Source organism: Alphaproteobacteria bacterium (assembly GCA_041396705.1).
In the GTDB taxonomy this organism is placed as follows: Bacteria; Pseudomonadota; Alphaproteobacteria; order CALKHQ01; family CALKHQ01; genus CALKHQ01.
This window is the reverse complement of sequence record JAWKYB010000002.1, coordinates 64,644-87,318: the sequence shown is the minus strand read 5'-3', so window position 1 is coordinate 87,318 and position 22,675 is coordinate 64,644. Positions and strand designations below refer to the sequence as shown.

General features: G+C 74.3%; 21 protein-coding genes and 2 pseudogenes. 15 read left to right on the top strand and 8 right to left on the bottom strand.

What is annotated here, in order from left to right:
* Position 1 precedes the first annotated feature (1 nt).
* The 5 genes and pseudogenes from R3F55_00465 to R3F55_00445 form a co-directional block, all read right to left on the bottom strand.
* Positions 2-766, bottom strand: coding sequence for a transaldolase (locus R3F55_00465; GenBank protein MEZ5665918.1), 765 nt, complete (start codon positions 764-766; stop codon positions 2-4).
* The gene (locus R3F55_00460; protein MEZ5665917.1) at positions 766-1,320 is read right to left on the bottom strand and encodes an HAD-IIIA family hydrolase; all 555 of its coding nucleotides are present in this window, start codon (positions 1,318-1,320) and stop codon (positions 766-768) included. The genes R3F55_00465 and R3F55_00460 overlap by 1 nt, the downstream gene beginning before the upstream one ends.
* Positions 1,317-1,899, bottom strand: a pseudogene (locus tag R3F55_00455) (SIS domain-containing protein). The gene R3F55_00460 and the pseudogene R3F55_00455 overlap by 4 nt, the downstream one beginning before the upstream one ends.
* A 50-nt stretch (positions 1,900-1,949) precedes the next feature.
* Complete coding sequence (locus R3F55_00450) at positions 1,950-3,119, bottom strand: hypothetical protein (protein MEZ5665916.1); 1,170 nt, start codon at positions 3,117-3,119, stop codon at positions 1,950-1,952.
* Positions 3,116-4,255, bottom strand: a complete 1,140-nt coding sequence (locus R3F55_00445) for a hypothetical protein (protein ID MEZ5665915.1) — start codon at positions 4,253-4,255, stop codon at positions 3,116-3,118. The genes R3F55_00450 and R3F55_00445 overlap by 4 nt, the downstream gene beginning before the upstream one ends.
* A gap of 141 nt (positions 4,256-4,396) precedes the next feature.
* Between R3F55_00445 and R3F55_00440 the strand changes: the two genes are divergently transcribed.
* The 7 genes from R3F55_00440 (at position 4,397) to R3F55_00410 (ending at position 11,766) form a co-directional block, all read left to right on the top strand.
* Positions 4,397-5,407: a thiamine pyrophosphate-dependent dehydrogenase E1 component subunit alpha gene (locus tag R3F55_00440; GenBank protein ID MEZ5665914.1), complete on the top strand. Its 1,011-nt coding sequence runs from the start codon at positions 4,397-4,399 to the stop codon at positions 5,405-5,407.
* Positions 5,404-6,468, top strand: a complete 1,065-nt coding sequence (locus R3F55_00435) for a transketolase C-terminal domain-containing protein (GenBank protein ID MEZ5665913.1) — start codon at positions 5,404-5,406, stop codon at positions 6,466-6,468. Before R3F55_00440 ends, R3F55_00435 begins: the two co-directional genes overlap by 4 nt.
* Positions 6,469-6,476: 8 nt before the next feature.
* On the top strand, positions 6,477-7,478 hold the full coding sequence (locus R3F55_00430) for a glycosyltransferase (GenBank protein MEZ5665912.1): 1,002 nt from the start codon (positions 6,477-6,479) through the stop codon (positions 7,476-7,478).
* A 170-nt stretch (positions 7,479-7,648) separates the two neighbouring features.
* The gene (locus R3F55_00425; protein MEZ5665911.1) at positions 7,649-8,815 is read left to right on the top strand and encodes a Fic family protein; all 1,167 of its coding nucleotides are present in this window, start codon (positions 7,649-7,651) and stop codon (positions 8,813-8,815) included.
* Positions 8,812-9,642, top strand: a complete 831-nt coding sequence (locus R3F55_00420; GenBank protein MEZ5665910.1) for a methyltransferase domain-containing protein — start codon at positions 8,812-8,814, stop codon at positions 9,640-9,642. Before R3F55_00425 ends, R3F55_00420 begins: the two co-directional genes overlap by 4 nt.
* Positions 9,639-10,802 (top strand): radical SAM protein, encoded by a 1,164-nt coding sequence (locus R3F55_00415; protein MEZ5665909.1) that lies wholly within the window; start codon positions 9,639-9,641, stop codon positions 10,800-10,802. The genes R3F55_00420 and R3F55_00415 overlap by 4 nt, the downstream gene beginning before the upstream one ends.
* Before the next feature lie 13 nt (positions 10,803-10,815).
* Complete coding sequence (locus tag R3F55_00410; GenBank protein MEZ5665908.1) at positions 10,816-11,766, top strand: hypothetical protein; 951 nt, start codon at positions 10,816-10,818, stop codon at positions 11,764-11,766.
* On the opposite strand, the gene R3F55_00405 is transcribed toward R3F55_00410, so the two are convergent.
* Both R3F55_00405 and R3F55_00400 read right to left on the bottom strand, forming a co-directional pair.
* A complete protein-coding gene (locus R3F55_00405; GenBank protein ID MEZ5665907.1) occupies positions 11,703-13,793 on the bottom strand; it encodes a hypothetical protein in 2,091 nt (696 codons plus the stop codon). The genes R3F55_00410 and R3F55_00405 overlap by 64 nt on opposite strands.
* A gap of 72 nt (positions 13,794-13,865) precedes the next feature.
* On the bottom strand, positions 13,866-14,510 hold the full coding sequence (locus R3F55_00400) for a S24 family peptidase (protein ID MEZ5665906.1): 645 nt from the start codon (positions 14,508-14,510) through the stop codon (positions 13,866-13,868).
* A 494-nt stretch (positions 14,511-15,004) separates the two neighbouring features.
* On the opposite strand from R3F55_00400, the gene R3F55_00395 reads away from it, so the two are divergent.
* The 5 genes and pseudogenes from R3F55_00395 to R3F55_00375 all read left to right on the top strand — a co-directional run bounded on the left by R3F55_00395 (position 15,005) and on the right by R3F55_00375 (position 18,771).
* The gene (locus R3F55_00395) at positions 15,005-15,505 is read left to right on the top strand and encodes a DUF6456 domain-containing protein (protein MEZ5665905.1); all 501 of its coding nucleotides are present in this window, start codon (positions 15,005-15,007) and stop codon (positions 15,503-15,505) included.
* Between the two features lie 482 nt (positions 15,506-15,987).
* A complete protein-coding gene (locus R3F55_00390) occupies positions 15,988-16,770 on the top strand; it encodes a hypothetical protein (protein ID MEZ5665904.1) in 783 nt (260 codons plus the stop codon).
* A 59-nt stretch (positions 16,771-16,829) separates the two neighbouring features.
* Positions 16,830-17,540, top strand: a pseudogene (locus R3F55_00385) (terminase family protein).
* A 103-nt stretch (positions 17,541-17,643) separates the two neighbouring features.
* Entirely contained in the window at positions 17,644-18,453 is an 810-nt protein-coding gene (locus tag R3F55_00380; GenBank protein ID MEZ5665903.1) for a terminase family protein, read from the top strand.
* A 117-nt stretch (positions 18,454-18,570) separates the two neighbouring features.
* On the top strand, positions 18,571-18,771 hold the full coding sequence (locus tag R3F55_00375) for a hypothetical protein (GenBank protein MEZ5665902.1): 201 nt from the start codon (positions 18,571-18,573) through the stop codon (positions 18,769-18,771).
* Between the two features lie 160 nt (positions 18,772-18,931).
* Here the strand turns inward: R3F55_00375 and R3F55_00370 are convergent, their stop codons facing one another.
* Positions 18,932-19,573 carry a hypothetical protein gene (locus tag R3F55_00370; GenBank protein ID MEZ5665901.1) on the bottom strand — a complete coding sequence of 214 codons (642 nt, stop codon included), beginning with the start codon at positions 19,571-19,573 and terminating at the stop codon, positions 18,932-18,934.
* 196 nt (positions 19,574-19,769) lie between these two features.
* Between R3F55_00370 and R3F55_00365 the strand changes: the two genes are divergently transcribed.
* The 3 genes from R3F55_00365 (at position 19,770) to R3F55_00355 (ending at position 22,608) form a co-directional block, all read left to right on the top strand.
* The gene (locus R3F55_00365) at positions 19,770-21,506 is read left to right on the top strand and encodes a portal protein (GenBank protein ID MEZ5665900.1); all 1,737 of its coding nucleotides are present in this window, start codon (positions 19,770-19,772) and stop codon (positions 21,504-21,506) included.
* Entirely contained in the window at positions 21,487-21,747 is a 261-nt protein-coding gene (locus R3F55_00360) for a hypothetical protein (GenBank protein ID MEZ5665899.1), read from the top strand. The genes R3F55_00365 and R3F55_00360 overlap by 20 nt, the downstream gene beginning before the upstream one ends.
* 72 nt (positions 21,748-21,819) lie before the next feature.
* Positions 21,820-22,608, top strand: a complete 789-nt coding sequence (locus R3F55_00355) for a hypothetical protein (protein MEZ5665898.1) — start codon at positions 21,820-21,822, stop codon at positions 22,606-22,608.
* The last annotated feature ends 67 nt before the right edge of the window (positions 22,609-22,675 follow it).

Sequence of the window (22,675 nt, the reverse complement as noted above, 5' to 3'; positions counted from 1 at the left end):
CCTATTCCGCCGCAGTGGCGTGGGCCACCGCGAACGCCGCGTCCGCCGGCACCGCATAGCCGGCGGCCAGCGCGTCGCGGCGGAACATGGCGACCGTCTCCAGCGAATAGGCGGCGAGGTCGCGCCCGCGCAGCGCCAGCTTGCGCAGCAGGTCGGCGGTGCAGGTGATGATGTGGCAGCCGGCGGCGTCGGCCTGATAGACGTTCAGCACCTCGCGCGGGCTCGCCCACAACAACTCGGTCCGCGGCCGGGCCGCCATCACGGCCAGCGCCGCGCGCATCAGCGGCACCGGGTCGCGACCGGTGTCGGCGATGCGCCCGGCGAACACCGAGAAGATCGCGGGCGCGTCCTCCGGCATCGCCTCGGTCAGCGCGCGGACCTGGGCCAGCGTCAGGATGGCGGTGACGTTGACGCGCACGCCGCGCAGCGCCAGCCGGCGCACGACCGGCGCGCAGGGCGTGCCGGCGGTGGTGGTGACCGGCACCTTGACCCAGGCGTTGGCGCCCCAGCCGGCGATGGTCAGCGCCTGCCGCTCGATGCCGTCGAGGTCGTCGGCGATCACCTCGAACGACACCGGCCGGTCGGGCACCAGCGCCAGCACGTCGCGGGCGAAGCGGGCATAGTCGCGCACGCCGGCCTGGCGCATCAGCGTCGGATTGGTGGTGAAGCCGGCGATCCGCGGGTCGCGGGCGAGATCCGCGATGCCGGCAAGGTCGGCGCCGTCGGCGAAGATCCTTATGCGCAGTTCGGGGGGGCTCGACTGCATTAGCTTCCCTGTGCCGATCGGTCCGGCGGACGGCCCGCCAGGATCAGGTCGGCCGCCGCGGCCAGCGACGCGACCACCGCATCCGGGCGGCAGCGCACGGGTTCTGTGTAGTCCGATTCGATCAGGATCGTAAAGCATCCGGCCGCCGCTCCCGCGCCGACATCGCGCCAGCGGTCGCCGACCATGAAGCTGTCGGCCAGCGCGATGCCGAAGCTGGCCGCAGCCTCCAGCAGCATGCCCGGCGCCGGCTTGTAGCGGCCGCCGTCCTTGCCCTCCTCGGCATAGCAGGCGCGGATCGCGGTGATCGGCATCGCGGCACGGATCGCGGCGTGGATCGCCGCCACGGTTGCGCGCGACTGCAGGCCGCGGGCCACGTCGGGCTGGTTGGTGACGATGACGGTGAGGAAGCCGGCGGTGTGCAGCCGCCGCACCGCGTCGGCGGCGCCGGGCAGGATCTCCAGTGCGGCGAGGTCGGGCGGGGGATAGGGCCGGCCGTCGCGGACGATGGCGCGGTTGATGGTGCCGTCGCGGTCGAGGAAGACCGCCCGCCTCATCGGCCGGCGGGCACGACGGTGCCGGCGGTGAGCCCTTCCCAGGTGGTGGCCTGGACCTGCAGCGCCGGATGCGAGACCAGGCAGTGCCAGACCACGGCCTGGAACGCCTCGGAATGGGGCGTGACCCTGGCCGGTACCGGTGCCGGGATCACCACGGCGACGTCGGCGGTGCGGGCGGTAGCCGTCGGCGCGGCCGACGATGCCGAACACCGCCGCGCCGCGCTCGCGCGCCAGCTCGATGGCCGCGATCAGGTTGGCGCTGACGTTGCGTTCGCGGTCGCCGCCGCCGACCGACAGCACCAGCAGCGCGTCGCGCGCGGCCAGCCGGCTGACCCGGAGCCACGCCGCGAACACCGTGTCCCAGCCCTCGTCGTTGGTCCGGGCGGTCAGCTCGGCGACATTGTCGGTCGGCGCATAGGCCTCGATCGCGCACAGCTTGCGGAAGTCGTTGACCGCATGGCCGCAATTGGCGGCGCTGCCGCCGACGCCGAGCACGAACAGGCGTCCGCCGGCCTGGCGCAGGTGCGCCAGCCGGGCGGCCAGCGCCTCGATCCTGCCGGCGTCGAGTGCGGCGGCAATGCGGGCGGCCTCGTCGAGGAAGGTGCGGGCGTGCGAGGACGGCGCGTCGGTCACTGTGCAGTCCCTCCCACCCGTTGCCGCGCCCCCGGCGCGTCGCCGGCCCGGAACGCGGCCAGCGCCGCGACCAGCGCGTCGGGCGTGCACGGCGCGCCGACCAGCCACTGGTGCGGGCGCGGCCTGAGCGTCGCGCCGGCCTGCGCCGGATCGCCGTCGTATAGCACCAGCGCCGGAGTCGCGATGCCGGCGACCGCGGCGGCATAGGCGTCGTAGCGGCCGACGAACAGGTCGGCCTGGCGGGCCAGCGCCATCCGGCCGAGGCGGTCGAGCCCGTAGCGCACCGCGAGCCGCGGCGGGACGGCGAGGCCGAAATCAGGCGGCTGCGGCCATGGCCAGTCGCCGAGCAGCACGCACTGTGCGTCCGGAACGAGCCGCTGCAGGGCGGCGAAGAACGGCGCCCAGTCCCTGGCGAAGGCGTCCGGGCCGTCGGCGGGCGGCGGCAGGCTGCAGGCGACCAGCGTGGCGTCGACGCCGAGCAGCTGAACGGTGGCGTGGGCCTGGGCGATGCCGGAAGGCAGCTCCAGCGCGGCGCCGCCGCCGTCGACGAAATGCGCGACCGCGGCGGCCGCGCCGGTGGCGTCGATGTCCTCGACCGGCACCGCGCCGGTCGCGGCGAAGGGCAGCTCTGCCTGCAGCCGGTCGCGGTCGCGATAGGTGGCGAAGTCGCGGCCGAGCGGGTTGAGGGCGAACAGGGTGAGGAAATCGGCGGCCGGCGCGGCGTCGCCGTCCAGCAGCAGGATCTGGTCGACCGCGGAGCGGCCGGCGCTGCGGGCGGCGGCGCACTGCCGCGCCTGGGCGATCAGGAAGTCGCGGGGCGCGTCCGGCCCGCCCGCGGTGCGCGCGACCGCCACCGCGCCCGCCTGGTTGCCGGTCTGCAGCCGCCAGGCGCGGCGGTGGGCGTTGATCGCGGTGTCGAGCAGGGTGAACGGGAAGCGGTCGATCCGCCGTACCATGCGCACGGCCCCGCGGGCGACGCCGCCGCCGCCGGCCCGGGCCAGCCTCGGACGGAGCCAGCGCACGGTGCGCATCGGGTGCAGCAGGGCCAGCAGCAGGCCGGACAGGCCGGCCTGGCCGATCCGGACCAGGCCGAGGGCGGACCGCCCGGCGACGGCCAGCGGGCGCAGCAGGCGGCGCGCCGCCGCCTTTCCGGCCGGCCGGCTCATGGCGCCACCGCGGCCAGCGCGGGCGCGCCGCGGCCGGACGCTGCCGTCGGGGCGACATCCGCCCGTGGTCGCGGGCCGCGCGCATGGGCCTCCTCGAACAGCCCGATCAGCAGGTCGTCGGTCTCGACCTCCCAGCCGATCCGCTGGCCGGGCAGGCCGAAGGCATAGCGCGGCGCGCCGACCGCCAGGCCGTTATAGGCGGCGAAGCGGTGTTCCATGTTGGTGATGGCATAGGGCACGTCGCTGAAGGTGGCCGCGGCGGCGAAGCCGCTGGACGAGCCCATGAACAGGTCGGCGCCGAACAGCAGCGCCAGCTCGTCGGCCAACTGCAGGCCCATGGCCCGCGGGACGACGACGTTTGTGTGGGCGGCGAGGGCGCGGTCCCATTCGCCGAAGCCGCCGAGGCAGGCGAACAGGACCTCGGGGTGGCGCGCCGCGGCATGGGCGAACAGACGGTGCCACGGCGCCGCCGGCGAATCGCGGTGGAAGTCGGCCGGGCGGGCGGTCATCCGGCTCTGGCGGACGTTGACGGCGACCACATAGCGGCCGCACCCCGCCGCGGCCAGCAGGGCCTCGGTGCCATGGCCGCGCGGCGCTGCCAGCCTAGGCACGTGGCCGTGACGGGCGAAAAAGGCGTCGATCTCGGCATGGGAGATGAAGTCGAGCCGGCGCTCGAAATGGCTGCCGAGCGCGGGCCAGGACGGCGTGCCGCGGCGCCGCGCATGCAGCACGAACAGGTCGAAGGCCTGGCGGCTGCGGAACACGTGCACCCGGTCGGCCGGCGGGGTGCACAGGAAGGCCGGGTAGAGCCGGTTGAGATGGTCGAGGTAGTTGCCGGCGGTGATGTGCGGCTGCAGCGGGCAGGCCGGCCGGTTCGGGTCGGCGACCAGGCAGAGCCGGATCGAATCGCAGCCGGCGTCGATCGCGCCGCACATCGCCTTAGCCTGGAAGGTCATGGCGTCGCCCAGCGCGTAGGGCGCGTAGCTGAAGTCGTAGAAGGCGAGGAAGGTGCCGTCGCCGATGGCGTCGAGGTCGCGCAGCCGGCGCCGCGAATCGGCCAGGCAGCGGCGGGCACGGCCCAGCCGCCCGGCCGGCCGGGCGGCGGCCGCGGGCGGCGGCCGGTTGCTGTTCGCCATGGTCATCCTGGCCGCGTTGGTACCAGCATCGGCGGCGCGGCGGGAACCCACTTTGCGCCGCCGGGCCGCGCCATTGCCAGCGGCGGGAGCGATCTGTTACCTGCAACCGGCGGCGCGCGACCGGGGAGGCGGAATCCGGGCATGACCACCGACGACATCGGGCTCACCCTGTTCCGGTCCCTGCTGCGCATGCGCATGGTCGAGGAACGGATCGCCGCGCTCTATCCCGAGCAGGACATGCGCTGCCCGACCCATTTCAGCATCGGCCAGGAGGCGGTGGCCGCCGGGGTGCTGGCGCACGTGGCGCGCGACGAGCTGGCGATGAGCGCGCATCGCAGCCACGCCCATTATCTCGGCAAGGGCGGCGACCTGAAGGCGATGCTGGCCGAGCTCCATGGCAAGGCGACCGGGTGCGCCGGCGGCAAGGGCGGGTCGATGCACCTGATCGACCGCGCCGCCGGCTTCCTCGGCTGCGTGCCGATCGTCGGCGCGACCATCCCGATCGCCGTCGGCGCCGCGCTGGGCACCCGCATGCAGGGCGTCGCCAGGCTGGCGACGGTGTTCTTCGGCGAGGGCGCGGCGGAGACCGGCGTGTTCCATGAGAGCCTGAACTATGCCGTGCTGCACCGGCTGGCGGTGCTGTTCGTCTGCGAGGACAACCTCTATTCGGTCAACACCGGGCTGGCGGCGCGGCAGCCGGCGGGCCGCACGCTGGCCGGCCTCGCCCGCGCGCACGGTGCCTATGCGGCGGAGGGCGACGGCCAGGACGTCGAGGCGGTGCACGCGCTGACCGCGCCGGCGATCGCCCATGCGCGGGCCGGCAACGGCCCGGCATTCCTGCGCTTCGCCACCTACCGCATGCTGGAGCATTGCGGGCCGCTGGCCGACACCCGGCTCGGCTTCCGCCCCGCCGGCGAGTACGAGGCCTGGGCGGCGCGCGACCCGGTCGCGATCCAGCAGCAGCGGCTGATGGCGGACGGCCGGCTGACCGCGGCGGCGCTGGGCGCCCTCCGGGACACGCTCGCGGCCGAGATCGAGGCCGCCGTCGCCTTCGCCAAGGCGAGCCCGTTCCCGGAGCGGGCTGCGCTGCATCGCGACCTCTACCCGCCGGCACCCGAGCCGGCATCGACGCCGCTGGCGCGCCGCGCATGACCGCGGCGCGGCAACTGAGCTACGGCGGCGCGATCCGCGAGGCGCTGGACCTGTGCCTCGCCGCCGATCCGCGCGTCTATGTCATGGGGCTGGGCGTGCCGGACCCGGTCGGCATCTTCGGCACCACCCGCGGGCTGGCCGAACGCCATGGCGCCGAGCGGGTCCGCGACATGCCGATCTCCGAGAACGCGATGACCGGCGTGGCGATCGGAACGGCGCTGACCGGCATGCGGCCGGTGATGACCCACATGCGGCTGGAATTCGCCATGCTGGCGATCGACCAGATCGTCAACCAGGCCGCCAAGTGGCACTACATGTTCGGCGGCCAGGCGACCGTGCCGCTGGTGGTGCGGCTGATCGTCGGCCGCGGCTGGGGCCAGGGGCCGCAGCATTCGCAGAGCCTGCACGCCTGGTTCGCCCACGTGCCGGGGCTGAAGGTGGCGATGCCGGCGACGCCGCACGATGCCAAGGGCCTGCTGATCGCCGCCGTCGAGGACGATGCGCCGGTGCTGTTCATCGAGCATCGCTGGCTGCACGGCATCACCGGGCCGGTGCCGGAGGGGCCCTATCGCGTGCCGCTGGGCCGGTCGGCGGTGCTGCGGCCCGGCCGCGACGTCACCGTCGTCGCCGCCTCCTACATGACGCTGGAGGCGAGGAAGGCGGCGGACCGGCTGGCGGCCGAGGGCATCGAGGCGGAGATCGTCGACCTGCGCACGCTGAACCCGCTCGACGACCGCCCGGTGCTGGATTCGGTGGCGAAGACCGGGCGGCTGGTGGTCTGCGACCACGCCAGCCGCCATGCCGGCTTTGCCGGCGAGATCGTCGCGCGGGTGTGCGAGCGGCGCTGGGGCGCGCTGAAAAGCCCGCCGGAACGGGTGACGCTGCCCGACCTGCCGGCGCCGACCAGCCGGGCGCTCGCCAACTACTATTATCCGGGACCCGAGCACATCGCCGCCGCGGTGCGGACGACGCTGGGGCTGTGCGGCGCCGATCCGTGGGACGGGATCGCACCCGAGGACCGGCGCGACGTGCCCGACCCGTCGTTCACCGGGCCGTTCTGAGGGCGGCGGTGACAACGACCGCAGCGACGGCCGGCGGCGCCCCGGTCCGCCCCGACCAGGCGGTCTTCGCGCTGGTGATCCCGGTGTTCAACGAGCAGGCGGCGCTGCCGGCGCTGCTGGACGCGCTGCGGGCGACGCTGACGCCGGCGGCGTTGGCCGCGGCCGGGGTGGCGCGGCTGCATGTGCTGTTCGTCGACGACGGCAGCACCGATGCGACCGCACGGCTGCTGGCCGAGGCGATCGGCGCCGGCTTCCCCGGCGAACTGATCCGGTTCAGCCGCAATTTCGGCCACCAGGCCGCGGTGACCGCCGGCCTGGCCCATGCGCGCGCCGACGTGGTCGGCGTGATCGATGCCGACCTGCAGGACCCGCCGGCGGAGCTGCCGGCCATGCTGGCGCGCTGGCGCGCCGGCGCCGACGTGGTCTACGGCGTGCGCCGGCAGCGCAAGGAGAACCTGGTCAAGCGGGCCGGCTACCGCCTGTTCTACGGCCTGATCCGCTATCTGACCGAGGGGCTGGTGCCGGCCGATGCCGGCGATTTCTGCGTGATGGACCGGCGCGCGGTCGACGCGATCAACGCGCTGCCGGAAACGCTGCGCTTCGTACGCGGCATCCGCGCCTGGGTCGGCTTCCGGCAGGAGCCGCATCCCTACGAACGGGCGGCGCGGGCCGCCGGCCGGCCGAAATACGGCTGGCGCGCGCTCTACAAGCTGGCCACCGACGGTATCGCCACCAGCTCGATCCGGCCGCTGCGGATCGCCCAGCTGCTGTCGATCCTGTTCTTCGCGCTGTCGCTGGCGATCGGCGCCGGCAGCCTGGTCTACCTGCTGACCGCCGACGGGCTCGACGCGACGCTGGCGGCGGTGCTGCTGCTGACCGTGTTCTGCAGCGTGTCGTTCTTCCTGCTGTTCCTGTGCCTCTACGTACTCAGTGCCTATGTCGGCCGCGGCTACATCGAGGCCAAGCGCCGCCCGGCCTATGTGGTGATGGAGCGGATCGGCGGCGACTGAGCGCGCGCAAGGAGGCAAGCGTTCCGGACTCGGAAGCGGACATCCGAGCGGTGAGATTGTTGCAGATTTCTACTGCAATTCATTGAGAAATATTGTTTTGTCGTAGAATGCAAGCGGTCATTAAAGCGGACGTGGTGGCGGGCGTCGATCGCGGCGAGACGGTCGCGACGATGGAGCCGATGACGATCGACGAGTCATCGCGACATCGGGGACCGCTGAATGATCTGGTCGTCGAACTGGTGCACCGCTCCGCCGGCTTCCGGCGCAGCCTTCCCCCGGGCCTGGTCGGGGCGCTCGCCGACCTCGTCCGCGCGATGAACTGCTACTACAGCAACCTGATCGAGGGGCATCGCACCCACCCGGTGGAGATCGAGCTTGCGCTCGCCGGCGACTACAGCGCCGATCCGGAGCAGCGCGACCTGCAGCTGGAAGCCAGGGCGCACATCGCCGTTCAGCGCTGGATCGACGATGGCGGACTGGACTGCCCGCCGGTCGGCGTCGCGGCGATCCGCGCGATCCACGAGCGGTTCTGCGTGCAACTGCCCGACGATCTGCTGTGGGTCGCCGACGAAGCCAGCGCCGAGCGCGTGCGGGTTTCGGGCGGCGAACTGCGCAGCCGCGACGTCGCGGTCGGGCGCCATGTCGCGGTCAGTCCCGGTGCGGTGCCGCGTTTCCTGGAAAGGTTCGAGCAGGCCTATGCGCGGCTGGGGCGGGCGGATTCGATCCTGGCCATCGCGGCGGCCCATCACCGCCTGCTGTGGATCCACCCGTTCATGGACGGGAACGGCCGCGTCGCGCGGCTGCTGTCGCACGCGATGCTGCTGGACACGCTGGATACCGGCGCGGTGTGGTCGGTGGCGCGCGGACTGGCGTGCAGCGTCGAGCGTTACAAAGGGCATCTGGCCGCCTGCGACCTGCCGCGCCGCAACGATCTGGACGGCCGCGGCACCCTGAGCGAGGCGGCGCTGGCGGCCTTCACCGGCTATTTCCTCGGCACATGCGTGGACCAGATCGACTTCATGGAGAACCTGATGCAGCCCGGCCGCCTGCATGGCCGCATCCTGGCATGGGCACAGCAGGAGGTGCGGGCCGGCAGCTTGCCGTCGCAAGCGCCGGCAGTGGTCGAGAGCGTGCTGTTCCGCGGCGCGCTGGCGCGTGCCGACGTGCCCGGCATCGTCGGCACGGGCGAGCGGCATGCGCGGCGTGTGGTCGCCGCGCTGACCGGGGCCGGCGTGCTGACCGCCGACTCGTCGCGGGCACCGTTGCGGCTCGCATTCCCGGCGCGCCTGGCCGAATACTGGATGCCGGGGCTGTTCCCGGCGCGCAGCGAAGATTGAGCGGGCCGTCCGCGGTGGCGCAGGAAGCCGGCATCGAGCGCCTCTCGCCGGCACGGGCGGTGTCGTTCGACGACAGCTGGTATGCGGCGGTCGATCCTGGGCATTTCTGGATGCAGTGGCGGTTCCGGGTGCTGCGGCAGGTGCTGGACCGGCTGGGCGCGCGGCCGGCGCGGGTGCTGGACGTCGGCGGCGGCCACGGGGTGCTGCGCGCCCAGCTGGAGGCGGCGCTGCCGTGCGCGGTGGATATCGCCGACGTCAATGCGGCGGCGCTGGCGGCCTGTGTGCCGGGGCGCGGGCGGACGCTGCTGTATGACGCGACCGAACGGCGCGCCGACCTGCTCGGTGCCTATGACGCGGTGCTGCTGTTCGACGTGATCGAGCATGTCGAGCGGCCGGCCGCGCTGCTGGCCGCGGCGGCGGCCCATCTGCGCCCGGCCGGGCTGCTGTTGGTGAACGTCCCGGCGCTGCCGGGGCTGTACAGTGCCTTCGACGCGGCGATCGGCCATCACCGGCGCTATACCCGCGCGAGCCTGCGCGCGGCGATCGCCGAGGCGCTGGGGCCGGCGGAGGTGCCGGTGCTGCGCTACTGGGGCGCGGCGATGCTGCCGGCGCTGGCGGCGCGGCGGCTGGTGCTGGGCCGGCGGCCGGCCGACGCCGCGGACCGCGCCCGGCTGGTGCGGCAGGGCGTGAGTGCGCCGAACCGGTTCGTCGAGGCGGCGCTGCGGCTTATGATGCGGGCGGAAACCGCCTGCCGCGCGGCGCCGCCGCTCGGCACCTCGGCGATGGCGGCGGTGCGGGTCGGCGGCGCGGCGGAGGAGGCAGGGTGAGCTATTTCTCGCTGCAGCAGAAGGTGGCGCTGGCGCGGTCGATCGCGCTGAAGAAGAGCCCGCTCTATGTCCAGTATTACGTCACCGCGCGCTGCAACCTGGCCTGCGAACAGTGCAACATCATCTATGCCGACGGCGCCTGCGACGAGCTGAACATCACCCAGATCCGGGCGATGGCGGCGAACATGGCGCGGATCGGGGTCTGCATCGTGCTGCTGATCGGCGGCGAGCCGTTCGTCCGCCGCGACCTGCCGGAGATCGTGCGCGCCTTCGCCGAGGCGGGCATCCACGTGCGGCTGCAGACCAACGGGCTGGCCCGCCGGCAGGCGATCGAGGCCTGCGTCGAAGCCGGCGCGCACGACATCAGCATCTCGCTCGATTCGCTGCGGCCGGCGCTGCAGGACCGCATCAACGGCGGCTTCGCGCGGTCGTGGCAGCGGGCGATCGACACCGTCGCGCTGGTCAACGAACTGTTCCCCGAGACCGGCACCGCGTTCTTCGGCACGGTGCTGATGCCGCGCAACCTGACCGATATCCCGCCGGTGATCGATTTCGCCTCGCGGATCGGCTGGGGCGTGTCGCTGGTGCCGGTGCACACGGCGCGGCCGGAGGCGCCGCGCGGCTTCCGCACCCTCGACGACGACGGCGCCGTCACCTTCGCGCCGGAGCAGGTGGCCGCGGTGCGCACGCTGCTCGACCGGGTAGCGGCGATGAAGCGCGCGGGCTATCCGGTCTATGATTCGCAGGAATATCTGGACGACATCGCCCGCTTCGTCGCCGGCGAGCCGGTGCGCTGGCGGCGGCGCAACGGCGGGCTGTGCGATTCGCCCAATCTGTATTTCGCGGTGGCGCCGAACGGCACGCTGAAGACCTGCTGCGACTTCGAGGCAACCCGCAGCTTCGGCGTTCATGAAGCTGATTTCCCTGATCTTTTCCACGCCGGCGTGGTCGCCGAGGCGGTGCGACCGGTGACCGCGGCCTGCGACGGCTGCATGTACGGCAGCTATCCGGAGATCTCGATCTCCGCCCGCTTCCTGCGGCCGATGCTGGCCCGCTTCGCCTATTTCGGCGGCGGCCGCCCGCGGCTGGCCCGGCTGAGCGCGGCGGAGATGACCGCACTGGCGGCGACGGTGCTCGAAGAGCACGGGCTCGCCGGCTGAGCGGCCGGCGGCGATGCACCGGGAAAAGGCGCTGCGCTTCCTGCTGTTGCGCCACCTGTGGCTGCGGCGGCACGAAGCCGGCCCGGCGCGGCAGCGGGCGGTGGCGCGGTCGCTGACGGTGACGCGGGCCGGCGACGGTTTCGTCGCGCAGTGGCGCGACGGCGCGCAGCAACGGCGGCTGGAGATCGCGGCGTCCGAGGTGGCGCTCTATCGCCGCGGCGACGAATACGGGGCGGGCGGCGCCGCCGGCGGCGACCGCATCAACGCCGCGCTCGGCGCGCGCTTCGCCGCCCTGGCGCTGGGCCTGCCGGAGCAGTCGGCACCGCCGGCGGCGCGGGCGGGCGCGCGCTGGGCCGCGGCGGACCTGGCGGCCGCGCTGCCCTGCCTGGGCGTGGCGCTGTGGCTGCTGGTGACGGCTGCGGCAGTGTTCTGGCCGTTGGCGGCGATGCTGGCGCTGTGGGCGGCGGCCGGCGTATGGCGACCCTGGGGCGGGCTGGCCGCGGCGGGGGCGACGCTGCTGGTGCCGTTGCTGGCGGTGATGCCGTTCACCGGACTGCTCGGCGGACTGGGCCTGGCCGCGGCGACGGTACTGGACCCCGACCCGCGACTGCGCCCGGCGCGGGTCGTGCTCGCCCTGGCCGCCGCCGCCTGGTCGGCGAGCCAGATCCGCGGCGTGCCCGGCGACGGAATCGTCGCGGTCGCGGCGTTGGCCGGCGGCGCGGCACTGGTCGCGATCGGCTCGCTGTTCGGCAGCGCGCTGGGCCCGGTGCTGGTGGCGCTGCCGGCGGTCGCGGCCGGGCTGGTGCTGGACGGGGCGGGGATCTTAGCGTGGCTGGCGCCGCTGGCGGCGACCGGCCTCGGCGCCGCGCTGTGCGCGCTGGCGCCGCGGCTGTGGCCGGCTCAGGGCCGGGTGTCGGCGTCCGCGGGAAGCAGGCGGAACAGCGCCGCGTCATCGGATTCGTAGACCGGCATCAGGTCGGGGCCGGCAAGGGCGGCATCGCGCACCGCGGCGAAGCGGTCGCCGAGCTGGTCGCGGGCGACCAGCAGCGCGACCGGGGCGTGGAGCTCCGCCGCCACCGCGGCGAGCAGGTCGAGCCGCGGCGGGTCGGCGAAGATGGCGGCGATCCGCTGCTCGCGCGCGGGCCTGTCGGCATAGAACGCGGTGAAGACGTAGCAGGGCACGAAATAGCTGCGCAGCCCGGCGACGGCGCCGACATAGCTGTTCTCGCAGTAGCCGGCGTCCTCGACCACCACCGTGTCCGTCGGCAGCGTCGCACGGCCGACGGCCAGCGCGGCGGACTGGGCCTGGGCCTGGACGAAGACCAGCCGGTCGTCGGCCGCGGTCGCGGCGCGGCCGGCGAACCAGGACGGCAGCGCCGCCCAGGCCAGACCGATGGCGGCCATGGTCGCCAGGGTGGCGGCAGCACACAGCGCGACGGCGCGGTCCGACCAGCGCGGCGGCAACAGACCGCGCAGGCCATGGATCGCCAGTAGCCAGACGAACGGGCAGGCGAGGTAGAGATACTTGTACTGGGCGTTCCATGGCATCGCCACCAGCAGCGCCAGCAGCAGCGCCACAACGAAGCCGGCCTGCAGGAAGCGCAGCGCCTGGGTCGGCCGGCGCCAGCCGCGCACGAAGCCGATCAGCGCCAACGGCAGCGGCACGAGGTAGAGCAGCGGGAAGTTGACGGCGGAGAAGGCGTTGGGCGCGATCGCGACGATGCCGGCCTCGGCGCCGGACCCGGCGAAGCTGAGGATGTAGGGCAGGGCGGCGACGAACGGCAGCACCAAGGCGGCGACGACCGTCACGGTCCGGCGGACCGGCATGGCGCGGACGGCGGCGCCGAGGCTGCCGGCACGCGGGTCCCAGGCGAGCAGGCGCCACAGCCAGCCGGCGCCGACGGTGGCGGCCGCGAACAGCGCGGTCTGCGGGTGCAGCAGGACCATGGCGAGCAGGGCCGCGGCGGCGCGGCCGGGCTGGCCGCGGGCGGCGAAGGCGAGCAGGGCGGCATAGCCGGCGAGCCCGAAGACGAAGCCGTTGAACGACAGGAACTTGACGAAGATGCCGGCGTGGACCTGCGGCGACAGCAGCGGCCCGCCGAGCCCGCCGAGCACGTTGCCGAGCGTCCACCAGGCGCCGTCGCCGAGGTGGCCCGCGGCGGCGAGCGCCAGCGTGACCGGGCCGAGGAGGTTGAGGCCGAAGCCGGCGAGCAGGGTCGCCGCGGTCCGCTGGCGCTCGACGAAGGCGGCGACGGAGAGGCGCATGCCGGCGACGAACAGCGCGAAGCAGACCACCTGGCAGAAGGCGCTGACGGTGGTGTAGGGCCGGCCCGACGCCTCGGCCAGGAAGGCATAGAGCAGGTGGTAGGCCCAGTAGTTCAGCGCCGGGCGGCCGGCGAAGGCCGGGTTGTCCGGCGGCACCAGCCCGGCGGCGATCTGGCCGATGTGGTTGCCGTGGAAGACGCCGTGCACGCTGAGCCGGTTCGACGGTTCGAGATAGGCGACGGCGATCAGCGCCGCGAAGACGAGGACGGCGGCGGCGGTGCCGAGGCCGAAGCGGTGCGCGGCCGCCGCGGACGCCGGCCGGGTGCCGGCCAGGGCGAGCCGGGCGGCGCCGGCGCCGAGGCCGGCCAGCGCGAGGGCGTGGCCCCAGGCCAGGGTCCGCGGCAGGTCGAGGCCGAGGCCCCAGACGGCGACGAGCAGGGCGGCGGCGACCAGCGGCGGCGACAGCACGCCGCCGAGCCACAGCCCGCGAGCCAGCGGGCGCAGCGCGGCCGGGCGGGCCAGCGCGGCGGCGGCGAGGCCGGGCGCGAGCGCCCAGAACGGCAGGTCGAGCGGCGTCGGCGCCGGCGCGATCGCCAGCCGGATCGCGGCATAGACCGCCAGCAGCGCCAGCAGGGCACAGGGCGCGGCGGCGGCGGCATGGCGTATGACGGCGCGGCCGGCCGGCCGGCCGGGACTCGCGGCGATGTCGCTGGAGCGCATGGCCATGACGGGCAGCAATAGCCCCTCGCCGCCGCCGCCGGCAATGGCGCGGCCGGTACCGGCCGGCCCGGCCGCGCGTCAGAGCCCGAGCACGGCCCGGAGCGGCAGCACCGGCCACAGCGCAGCGACGGACTCGGCCGGCAGGCGGATGTCGTCGCGGGCCGGGCTGAACTGGGCGAGCACCACCGTGGCGCGGCCGCGGCGGACCAGCCGCTTCAGCAGCAGCCGGCGCCTACCTTCCCCGGCGCCATCAGCAGCCGCATCGGCCAGCACCACGACCACGTCGCTGCCGATCTCCGCGCGCTGGTCGGGATCGACCGCGACCAGGTCGCCGGGCTCGTAGCGCGGCGCCATCGAGCCGCCGATCACCTGCAGCGCGAAGGCGCGCGGGCGGGCGATCAGCCCGTCGGGCCGGCGCACCCGGTCGACCGGGGCAGCCTCGTTGAGCAGGAACAGGTCGGGGTCGACGGCGGGCGCGCTGCCGGCGGTGACCCCGAGCAGCGGCAGCCAGCCCGGCGCCGGTGCGGCCGGCGCGTCGGCTGGCGGCGGGGCAGCCAGCGCACCGACCGGGTCGAGGCCGAGATAGCGGGCCGCCACCGCGATCTCGTGCGCCCGCAACCGGCGCTGGCCGTGCAGCAGCCGCGACACCGCCGAGGCATCGACGCCGAGCGCCAGCGCCAGTCCGCGCTGGGTGCGGCCGGGGCGCGCCAGTCCGCGCCGCATCCAGGCCGACCAGCCATCCGGGTCGGACGCTGCCGATGCGGCTGCGGGCCCGTCGGCGGGGCCGGGCGGCGACTCCGGATCGACCGTGCTCATGCATCGATATTGCGAAAATCGCATTGACAAGGCAAGGCCCGAACGGCTATGGTTGCGCTACCGTCGGTTGCGTCCGCAGGTCGCGCCGCCGGTCTCCCGGCAAGTCCGACGGCTGCGGTTCCCGCCGGGCCGGCGGCGCTGCCAGAATAGAACAAAAGAAGAACTCTTGCAATCGCCCGGCACAGGCCGAGGCGCTTCGGATGGGGGTTGCCGATGCGGAGACGCAATGCCTGCGGGATCCACGTGCCCCAGTCGGCGCCGATCGCCGGAGACGACCCGCGCCGGTGGGCGCGGCTATACGCCGGGCGCCGCTATGCGGACGCGCCGGAAGCCGTCGCCGAGGCGGCGCCCGACGCGCAGCGCCGTTCCGATCCCGAATTCTCGCATCACAGGAGCCAGCCATGCCGCGAGCCCGGCGCAAGACCGTTGCCATGCTGACCAGCGTCTGCCCGACGCCGGAGCGGATGCGCCACGATGCGGTGATTGCGGTGCCGACCGAGCAGGCCGGCGTCGTCGCGCACCAGGTGCGCACGCCGTTCGCGCTGGACCGCTATCACGCCCGCGGCGAACTGGCGCCGGGCACGCCGGCGGAGAACGCCCGGCGCTACGACGCCGGCTGCCGGCTGCGCGAGACCTGGACGCGGGCCGGGCTGGAGCCGCGGGTGACCCGGGCCTATGACAGCGCGGTGCGCGGCGGCCGCCGTTTCGGCGCCGCCGCCGAGCCGGCGCCGGGCCGGATCGACGCCTATCGCGCCTGGCAGGCCGCGATCCGCGCCGTCGGGCCGATCGCGTCAAGCGAGGTGATCGACGCCTGCTGCCTGGGCCAGGCGGTCGGCGACAAGACCCGGCTGGAGATCCTGCGGCGCGGGCTCGGCGTGCTGGCGGACCACTACGGGCTGTAGGCCCGCTGCCGACCGGGCGTCGGGGATGGGCTGTGAGTTCGCTTTTTGTTCTTGACAGCCGCGCCTTGATCCGGTAGAGTTTGCCAGGATCGGACATGCGCCGCCGCGACGCTGCGCCTTGTCGGCCGCCCCGCTCTCCATGCGGGCTCTTGGGCTCTTGGGCTCTTGGGCTCTTGGGCTCTTGGGCTCTTGGGCTCTTGGGCTCTTGGGCTCTTGGGCTCTTGGGCTCTTGGTTTTTGCTGCCTTGGAGAGCCCTGGCCGCGGCGGCGTGAAGGCTCGAGCCTCCCGGACAGCCGGCCTGGCCTGACCTGGCCTAGCCTGACCTGGCCTAGCCGAGCCTGACCTGGCCTGACCTGGCCTGACCTGGCCTAGCCTGACGTGGCCTGACCTGGCTTAGCCTGGCCTGACGTGGCCTGGTTTCGGCGGGCCGGCGGGCGGCCTTCGATCGCCAGTTCGCAATCCCGCATGCCGACGGAACCGCCATGGCCGCTCTGAGCGACAAGCAGCATCTGTTCGCCGCGGCGCTGGCGAAGGGCGCGACGCCGGCCGCGGCGGCAGTGGCCGCGGGCTACCGGCCGGAACAGGCGCGGCGGCGGACGGCGGCCAACCTGGCGAACCCGCGCATGCTGGGGCTGATCGCGCTGCTGCGCGCCGGCGTGGCGGTCGCGCAGCCGGGCGATGCGGCGTCTGACCCGGGCGTCGGCGTGGCGGCCGGCGAGGCGGGCGTCGGGGCAGTCGACGCGGACGATGCCGAGGCGTCTGGCGCGGCCCTTGTTGCGCCGGCCGGCAAGGCGATCCGCAAGGCCGGTGGCGCGGGAGGCGTCAAGGCGACTGGCACGGACGCTGACGCGCGGATTGACGGTGTGGCCGGCCTGGAGGCGGGCGAGGCGGCCGGCGCTGCCGGCGAGGGTGGCGGCGCGGATGCCGAGACGGCCTGCGCCGGTGCGGCGATCGCCGCGCAGGACGACGCCGCCGCGCGGCGCGCGGCCCTGACCCGGATGCTGGATGCCGACCGGCGTCTGGCCTATCGCAAGGGCTCGGCCGCGGCAGCGATCTCGGCCACGGTCGCCATCGCCCGTATCAACGGCCTGCTGGCCGAACGGCGGCCGGCGGATGCCAAGCCGCTGGCGGAAATGACCGACGCCGAGCTGGCGCAGCACCTGGCCGCGCTGGAGTGCGAGGCGCGGGCGCTGTTGGGCGGGGCACCGCGTGCGGACGCGGCGCAGGCGGACGGGCCGGACGATGACGGTGCAGCCGACCTCTGAGAGCACAGGCGCCGCGCCCCGGTGCCGCAGCCGGCAGCGCCCTGCAGCAAGGGGACAGGATGAGCGAGGACCGCGAAGGCCTGCCGGCGTCGGAACCGGCGCCGTCCGCGCTGCGCGGCCAGCTCGGCGCCGCGCTGGTGGCGGCGCGGGCGGAGCTGCGCCGGCGGGCCGGGGCGAACCGGCTGGCGGCCTATCGGCCCTACCCGAAGCAACTGGAATTCCACGCCGCCGGCCGCGACCACCGCGAGCGGCTGTTCATGGCCGGCAACCAGCTGGGCAAGACCTGGGCCGGCGCGTTCGAGACGGCGATGCACCTGACCGGACGCTATCCCGACGGGTGGCCGGGTCGGCGGTTCGACCGGCCGATCCGCGCCTGGGCGGCGGGGGTGACGGCGGAATCGACCCGCGACAACCCGCAGCGCGTGCTGGTCGGCCCGCCGCAGCTGCGCGCGGACTGGGGCAGCGGCGCCATTCCCGGCGCGGCGATCGCCGCCACCGCGCTGGCCCGCGCGCCGGCCGATGCGCTGGACCACGTGGTGGTGGCGCACGCCAGTGGCGGCCAGTCGGTGCTGGCGTTCAAGTCCTACGAGAAGGGCCGCGAGAAATGGCAGGGCGAGACCCTGGACCTGGTCTGGTTCGACGAGGAGCCGCCGATGGACATCTATGTCGAGGGCCTGACCCGCACCAACGCCACCGGCGGGATGACGCTGGTGACCTTCACGCCGCTGCTGGGCATGAGCGCGGTGGTGCGGATGTTCCTGGCCGAGGAGGGCGCGGCCGGGCATACGGTTGGCACGCTGCCGGACGGCGGCGGCGGACCGGGGCGAGCCCCGGCATGACAGTCTCGTCTTCGGCCGCTCCCGCGCCGGCGGCATGGCCGGGCTCGGGGCGGCCACCGCGACGGGCGGGGGTACGCGTCGGCCGGGAAGGGAACCCGTGCCGATGAGCCGCCACGTCACCCGGATGACCATCGCCGACGCGGCCCACCTGTCGGCTGCCCAGCGCGCGGCGATCGTCGCCGGCTATCCGCCGCACGAGCGCGAGGCGCGCACGCAGGGCATTCCGCAGCTCGGCTCCGGCCGGGTGTTTCCGGTGGCGGAGGAAGCGCTGGCGGCGCCGGCCTTCGCCTGCCCGCGGCACTGGCCGGCGATCGGCGGGCTCGATTTCGGCTGGGACCACCCGACCGCGGCGGTGCGCATCGCCTGGGACCGCGACGCCGACTGCGCCTGGGTGACCCACTGCTATCGGGTGCGGCGCGAGACGCCGGTGATCCATGCCGCCGCGCTGCGCGCCTGGGGCCGCGGCCTGGCCTGGGCCTGGCCGCATGACGGGCTGCAGCACGACATGCAGTCGGGCACAGCGCTGGCCGAGGCCTATCGGACGCAGGGGCTGGCCATGCTCGACGACCATGCCCGCTTCGCCGACGGCTCCGCCGGGCTGGAGGCCGGGCTGATGGCGATGCTGGAGCGGATGCAGACCGGGCGGCTGAAGGTGTTCGACCACCTGGCCGACTGGTTCGCCGAGTTCCGGCTCTACCACCGCAGGGACGGCCGGGTGGTCAAGGAGCAGGACGACCTGATGAGCGCCAGCCGCTACGCACTGATGTGCCTGCGCTTCGCCCGGGTCGAGGGCGAACGGGCGCCGGCGCGCACGGCCGAGGCGGGGTACGACATCTTCGGGTGAGCGCGGCGGGCCGGCGGGCGTGCCGGTTGCAGCCGGGCCGCGGCCGGCGGGAACGACCCGGATTGCGCTGCGCTCCATCCGGGCTACGAGGACGTTCAGAGCTTAGGGAGACCGACCATGGGGGCATTTCTGGGACCGAAGACGCCGGCGCCGCTGCCGCCGCCGCCGACGCGGGACGATGCGGCGGTGCGGCAGGCGGCCTATGAGGAACGGCAGCGGCGCCGGCTCGCCGCCGGCCGCGCCTCGACCATCCGCACCGGCGCCGAGGGCGTGACCGCGCCGGCACCGGTGAAGAAGAAGGCGCTGCTGGGGGAGTAGGGGACCACACCGCGCCTGTTCACCGTGCAGTCATGCTGGACTTGTCCCGGCCATCCTGTCGGGCAGCGGCGTCGTGCGGCGGGCGTTGCCCGGGTCGGGGCCGGGCGTGACAGCACAAAGGCGGGTGGCAGCTTGCGTCGGCGGGCGTGCGCCGGCGGAGTCAGAACAGCGACGGTTTGAAGCCGTCCGGGATGCGCCGGTATTCGGGGCCGTCCGGGCCGTCGGCGGTCGTTTGCCGGTAGCGTTCGCACCATTCGGGTCGCGGCGGCCGGTCGGTGCGGGCCAGCAACTCGTCGACCAGTGGCTCGACATGCGGGAAGCCGCTGGAGAGCATGCGCCAGAGGTCCAGCGCCTCCCTGTGATGCTCCGGGAACAGGGCGGCCAGCCAGGTCGCGGCAAGCAACCGGTATGCAGCAATCAAGGCGGTGACGTCGGCCACGCCCTGCGGGTCGGCCGCCGGCGCGGTCGCAAGTGCGATCTCGGCATCCTGGGCGATGTTGGCGTAGCGCGCGGCCGCAATCGCCACGCTTTCCACCGGTGCGGTCAGCGGTGCGTACCAGACGGCGCGCACGTGCGCATCGGAGCCGGCGATCGCGGCTTCGATCCCGGCGAGGTCCGGATGCTCGGCAACGGCATTGTGCATGAGCTCCAATTGGGCGAGGCGGGTGGCCGCGATTTGCAGCGCGACGGCGGCCAGCTGGCGCTCATCGAGGCGGCGCAGCGCGTCGGTTGCCGCTTTGATCGCGTCCTGCACCGGCGGTTCGCGGCGCTTCTGTTTCGATTTGAACAGCCCGAACACCATCCTGGCCTCCCTGTAATGAAATACACGTATAAGTAGAAGTTTGGACGATACGAGTAATCGTAAGTGGTCTCGTCGCGGCTGTCCAGAACAAATGAGACCGCAAGCGCGGCGCCGGCGGGAGAAGCCCGGCTGGCCGGGCCGCGCGCGGCGGCGGCGCGATGCCCGGTCGTTCACCATGCAGCGAAAGGCGGAACCGATGGATCCGAAGGATATCCGGCGGCGGTTCGAGGCGCTGGCGGCGGCGCGGCGCGGCTGGGAGGCGCACTGGCAGGAAATCGCCGAGCGGGTGCTGCCGCGCCAGGCCGATTTCGTCGGCAGCCGCACGCCGGGCGCCAAGCGCAGCGACAAGATCTTCGATTCGACCGCGCCGCTGGCGCTGGAGCGCTTCGCCGCCGCGATGGAATCGATGCTGACGCCGCGCGGCCAGCGCTGGCACCGGCTGCGCGTGGCCGACGAGGAGCTCGACCGCCGGCCGGCGGTACGCACCTGGCTGGAAGCGGTGGAGCGCGCGCTGTTCGCCGCCCGCTACCTGCCGCGCGCCAACTATGCCAGCCAGCAGCACGAGGTCTACATGGCGCTGGGCGCGTTCGGCACAGGCGCCCTGTTCGTCGGCGAGGATCCGGCCACCGCGGAGGGCGGCGGGGGCCTGCGCTACCGCGCCATCCACCTGGGCGAGCTCTATGTTGCCGAGGATGCCTTCGGCCGCATCGACACCGTGTTCCGCAAGTTCGCGCTGAGCCCGCGCCAGGCGGTGCAGGCCTATGGCCGGGCGGCGCTGCCCGAGGCGATGCGCCGGCGGGCCGACGACGAGGCGGGCGCGAAGGTGGACCTGCTGCACGCGGTGTTCCCGCGGCGCGACCGCGACCCGGCGCGCGAGGGCTGGCGCCACATGCCCTATGCCGCGGTGACGATGACGCTGGAGGGCGACCACATCCTGCGCGAGGGCGGCTTCCGCACCATGCCCTATCTGGTCGGCCGCTACGTCACCGCGCCGGGCGAGGTCTACGGCCGGTCGCCGGCGATGGCGGTGCTGCCGGACATCAAGATGCTGAACGAGGCGGCGAAGACCATCATCCGCGCCGCGCACCGCCAGGTCGACCCGCCGATCCTGGTGCACGACGACGGCGCGCTCGGCCGGTTCAGCGTGCTGCCCAACGCGATCAACGTCGGCGCGGTGTCGAAGGACGGCCGGCCGCTGGCGATCCCGTTCAACGCCGGCGCCCGGGTCGACATCGGGCTGGACATGCTGGAGCGCTGGCGCGGCACCATCAACGACGCCTTCCTGGTGACGCTGTTCCAGGTGCTGACCGAGGCGCCGAACATGACGGCGACCGAGGCGCTGATCCGGCTGCAGGAGAAGGGCCAGATGATCGCGCCGGCGGTGGGCCGGCAGCAGACCGAGCTGCTGGGCCCGATGATCGCCCGCGAGATCGACATCCTGAGCCGCCGCGGCGCGCTGCCGCCGGCGCCGCCGGCGGTAGCGGAGGCGGAGATCGCCATCGTCTACGACAGCCCGCTGATGCGGGCGCAGCGGGCCGAGGACATGACCGGGCTGGCGCGGGCGATGGAGACGATCGCGCCGTTCCTGCGGGCGCGGCCGGAACTGATCGAGGCGTTCGACGTGGACGCGGTCGCCGAGCTGGCGCTGGAGGCGCACGGCGTGCCGCAGCGCGTGCTGAAACGGCCAGAGGCGCGGGCGGCGGCGCAGGCCGCCGGCGTCGTGCCGGACCCGCAGGTGCCGGCGGCGCCGGCCGCGGCGCAGGGCACCGCCGCGGCGCAGGGCACCGCCCTGGGGCAGGCGCTGGGCCAGGCGCTGGCGGGCGCGGCGATGCCGGGCGCGGCGCCGCCGCCGGTGCCGGCCGCGACCGCGGCCGTGGCGCGGCAGGTGCAGTCGGCGATGACGGGAGGGACGCATGTGGCTGACCCGAAGTGAGCTGAAACGGCGCCAGGCGCTGTATCGCCGGGTGTTCGACGGGCCCGACGGCGAGGCGGTGCTGGCCGACCTCGCCCGCTTCTGCCGCGCCTTCGCCACCACCTTCGTGCGCGGCGACCCGCATGCGAGCGCGCTGGGCGAGGGCCGGCGCGAGGTGTTCAACCGCATCGCCGCGCTGATCGCGCTGGACGAGGACGGCTATGCCCGGCTGATGGCGCGCCTGCTGCGCGAGGAGGAATAGGGCGGCCCTCGCCCTTGCACCGCGTGGGCGCGGGCGGGTGAGGCGGACCCGACGGAAAAGCTGGAGGACGACATGACCGAGAACGGCTGGCTGGACGGGCTGCCGGAGGAGCTGCGCGCACTGGCGGCGGCGAAGCGCTGGGACGGGCCGGCGGCGGCGCTGGAGAGCTATCGCCAGCTCGAGCGGCTGATGGGTGCAGACCGGGCCGGCCGCGCGCTGGTGCTGCCGGCGCGCGACGACGATGCCGACGGCTGGCGGGCGGTGCATGCGCGGCTCGGCTGTCCGGAGAGCCCGGACGGCTATGCGCTGGACATGCCCGACGACATGGGGACGGACGACGCGGTGGCGGAGTTCCGGGCGCTGGCGCACGACGCCGGGCTGAGCCAGGCGCAGGCGCAGCGGCTGACCGGCTGGTGGCGGGGGCGGCTGGACGCGGCGCTGGCCGCCCATGCCGGCGCGCGGCAGACGGCCGACCGCGACGCGGAGACGGCGCTGCGGGCGCGCTGGGGCGGCGACTATGACCGGCGACGGGCCGACGCGGCGCGCGCGCTGGCCCGCTTCGCCCGCGGGTTGGAGGGCGCGGACGGGATGGCGGAGCTGGAGGGACTGGCCGGGCGGCCGGCGGCACTGGCGATGATGGCCGACGTCGGGGCCGCGCTGGGCGAGGACGGCTTCGCCGGCGGCGGCCACGACGGCGGCTTCGCGATGTCGGCCGACGAGGCGCGGCGCGAGCTGGAGACGCTGCAGCGCGACAAGGGGTTCATGGCCGCGTTCCTGGACGCCAACCATCCCGACCATGCGCGCCAGGTGCAGCGCGCCCGTCGGCTGAACCGGCTGGCGGCGGGACTGGAGCCGGACTGAGGCTGGTGCCGCAGCGGCGCCCGCGCCTTCTTCAATACCAAGAAAGTCGATATAGATCGCAGGGATT

Bases quoted from the DNA above. Each gene is read 5' to 3' on its own strand.
- R3F55_00365 (MEZ5665900.1), top strand. From the start codon at position 19,770: ATGGATCCGAAGGATATCCGGCGGCGGTTCGAGGCGCTGGCGGCGGCG.
- R3F55_00390 (MEZ5665904.1), top strand. From the start codon at position 15,988: ATGGCCGCTCTGAGCGACAAGCAGCATCTGTTCGCCGCGGCGCTGGCG.
- R3F55_00450 (MEZ5665916.1), bottom strand. From the start codon at position 3,119: ATGAGCCGGCCGGCCGGAAAGGCGGCGGCGCGCCGCCTGCTGCGCCCG.
- R3F55_00465 (MEZ5665918.1), bottom strand. From the start codon at position 766: ATGCAGTCGAGCCCCCCCGAACTGCGCATAAGGATCTTCGCCGACGGC.
- R3F55_00405 (MEZ5665907.1), bottom strand. From the start codon at position 13,793: ATGGCCATGCGCTCCAGCGACATCGCCGCGAGTCCCGGCCGGCCGGCC.
- R3F55_00460 (MEZ5665917.1), bottom strand. From the start codon at position 1,320: ATGAGGCGGGCGGTCTTCCTCGACCGCGACGGCACCATCAACCGCGCC.
- R3F55_00440 (MEZ5665914.1), top strand. From the start codon at position 4,397: ATGACCACCGACGACATCGGGCTCACCCTGTTCCGGTCCCTGCTGCGC.
- R3F55_00375 (MEZ5665902.1), top strand. From the start codon at position 18,571: ATGGGGGCATTTCTGGGACCGAAGACGCCGGCGCCGCTGCCGCCGCCG.
- R3F55_00395 (MEZ5665905.1), top strand. From the start codon at position 15,005: ATGCCGCGAGCCCGGCGCAAGACCGTTGCCATGCTGACCAGCGTCTGC.
- R3F55_00355 (MEZ5665898.1), top strand. From the start codon at position 21,820: ATGACCGAGAACGGCTGGCTGGACGGGCTGCCGGAGGAGCTGCGCGCA.
- R3F55_00360 (MEZ5665899.1), top strand. From the start codon at position 21,487: ATGTGGCTGACCCGAAGTGAGCTGAAACGGCGCCAGGCGCTGTATCGC.
- R3F55_00410 (MEZ5665908.1), top strand. From the start codon at position 10,816: ATGCACCGGGAAAAGGCGCTGCGCTTCCTGCTGTTGCGCCACCTGTGG.
- R3F55_00370 (MEZ5665901.1), bottom strand. From the start codon at position 19,573: ATGGTGTTCGGGCTGTTCAAATCGAAACAGAAGCGCCGCGAACCGCCG.
- R3F55_00425 (MEZ5665911.1), top strand. From the start codon at position 7,649: ATGGAGCCGATGACGATCGACGAGTCATCGCGACATCGGGGACCGCTG.
- R3F55_00380 (MEZ5665903.1), top strand. From the start codon at position 17,644: ATGGCCGGGCTCGGGGCGGCCACCGCGACGGGCGGGGGTACGCGTCGG.
- R3F55_00445 (MEZ5665915.1), bottom strand. From the start codon at position 4,255: ATGGCGAACAGCAACCGGCCGCCGCCCGCGGCCGCCGCCCGGCCGGCC.
- R3F55_00435 (MEZ5665913.1), top strand. From the start codon at position 5,404: ATGACCGCGGCGCGGCAACTGAGCTACGGCGGCGCGATCCGCGAGGCG.
- R3F55_00400 (MEZ5665906.1), bottom strand. From the start codon at position 14,510: ATGCGGCGCGGACTGGCGCGCCCCGGCCGCACCCAGCGCGGACTGGCG.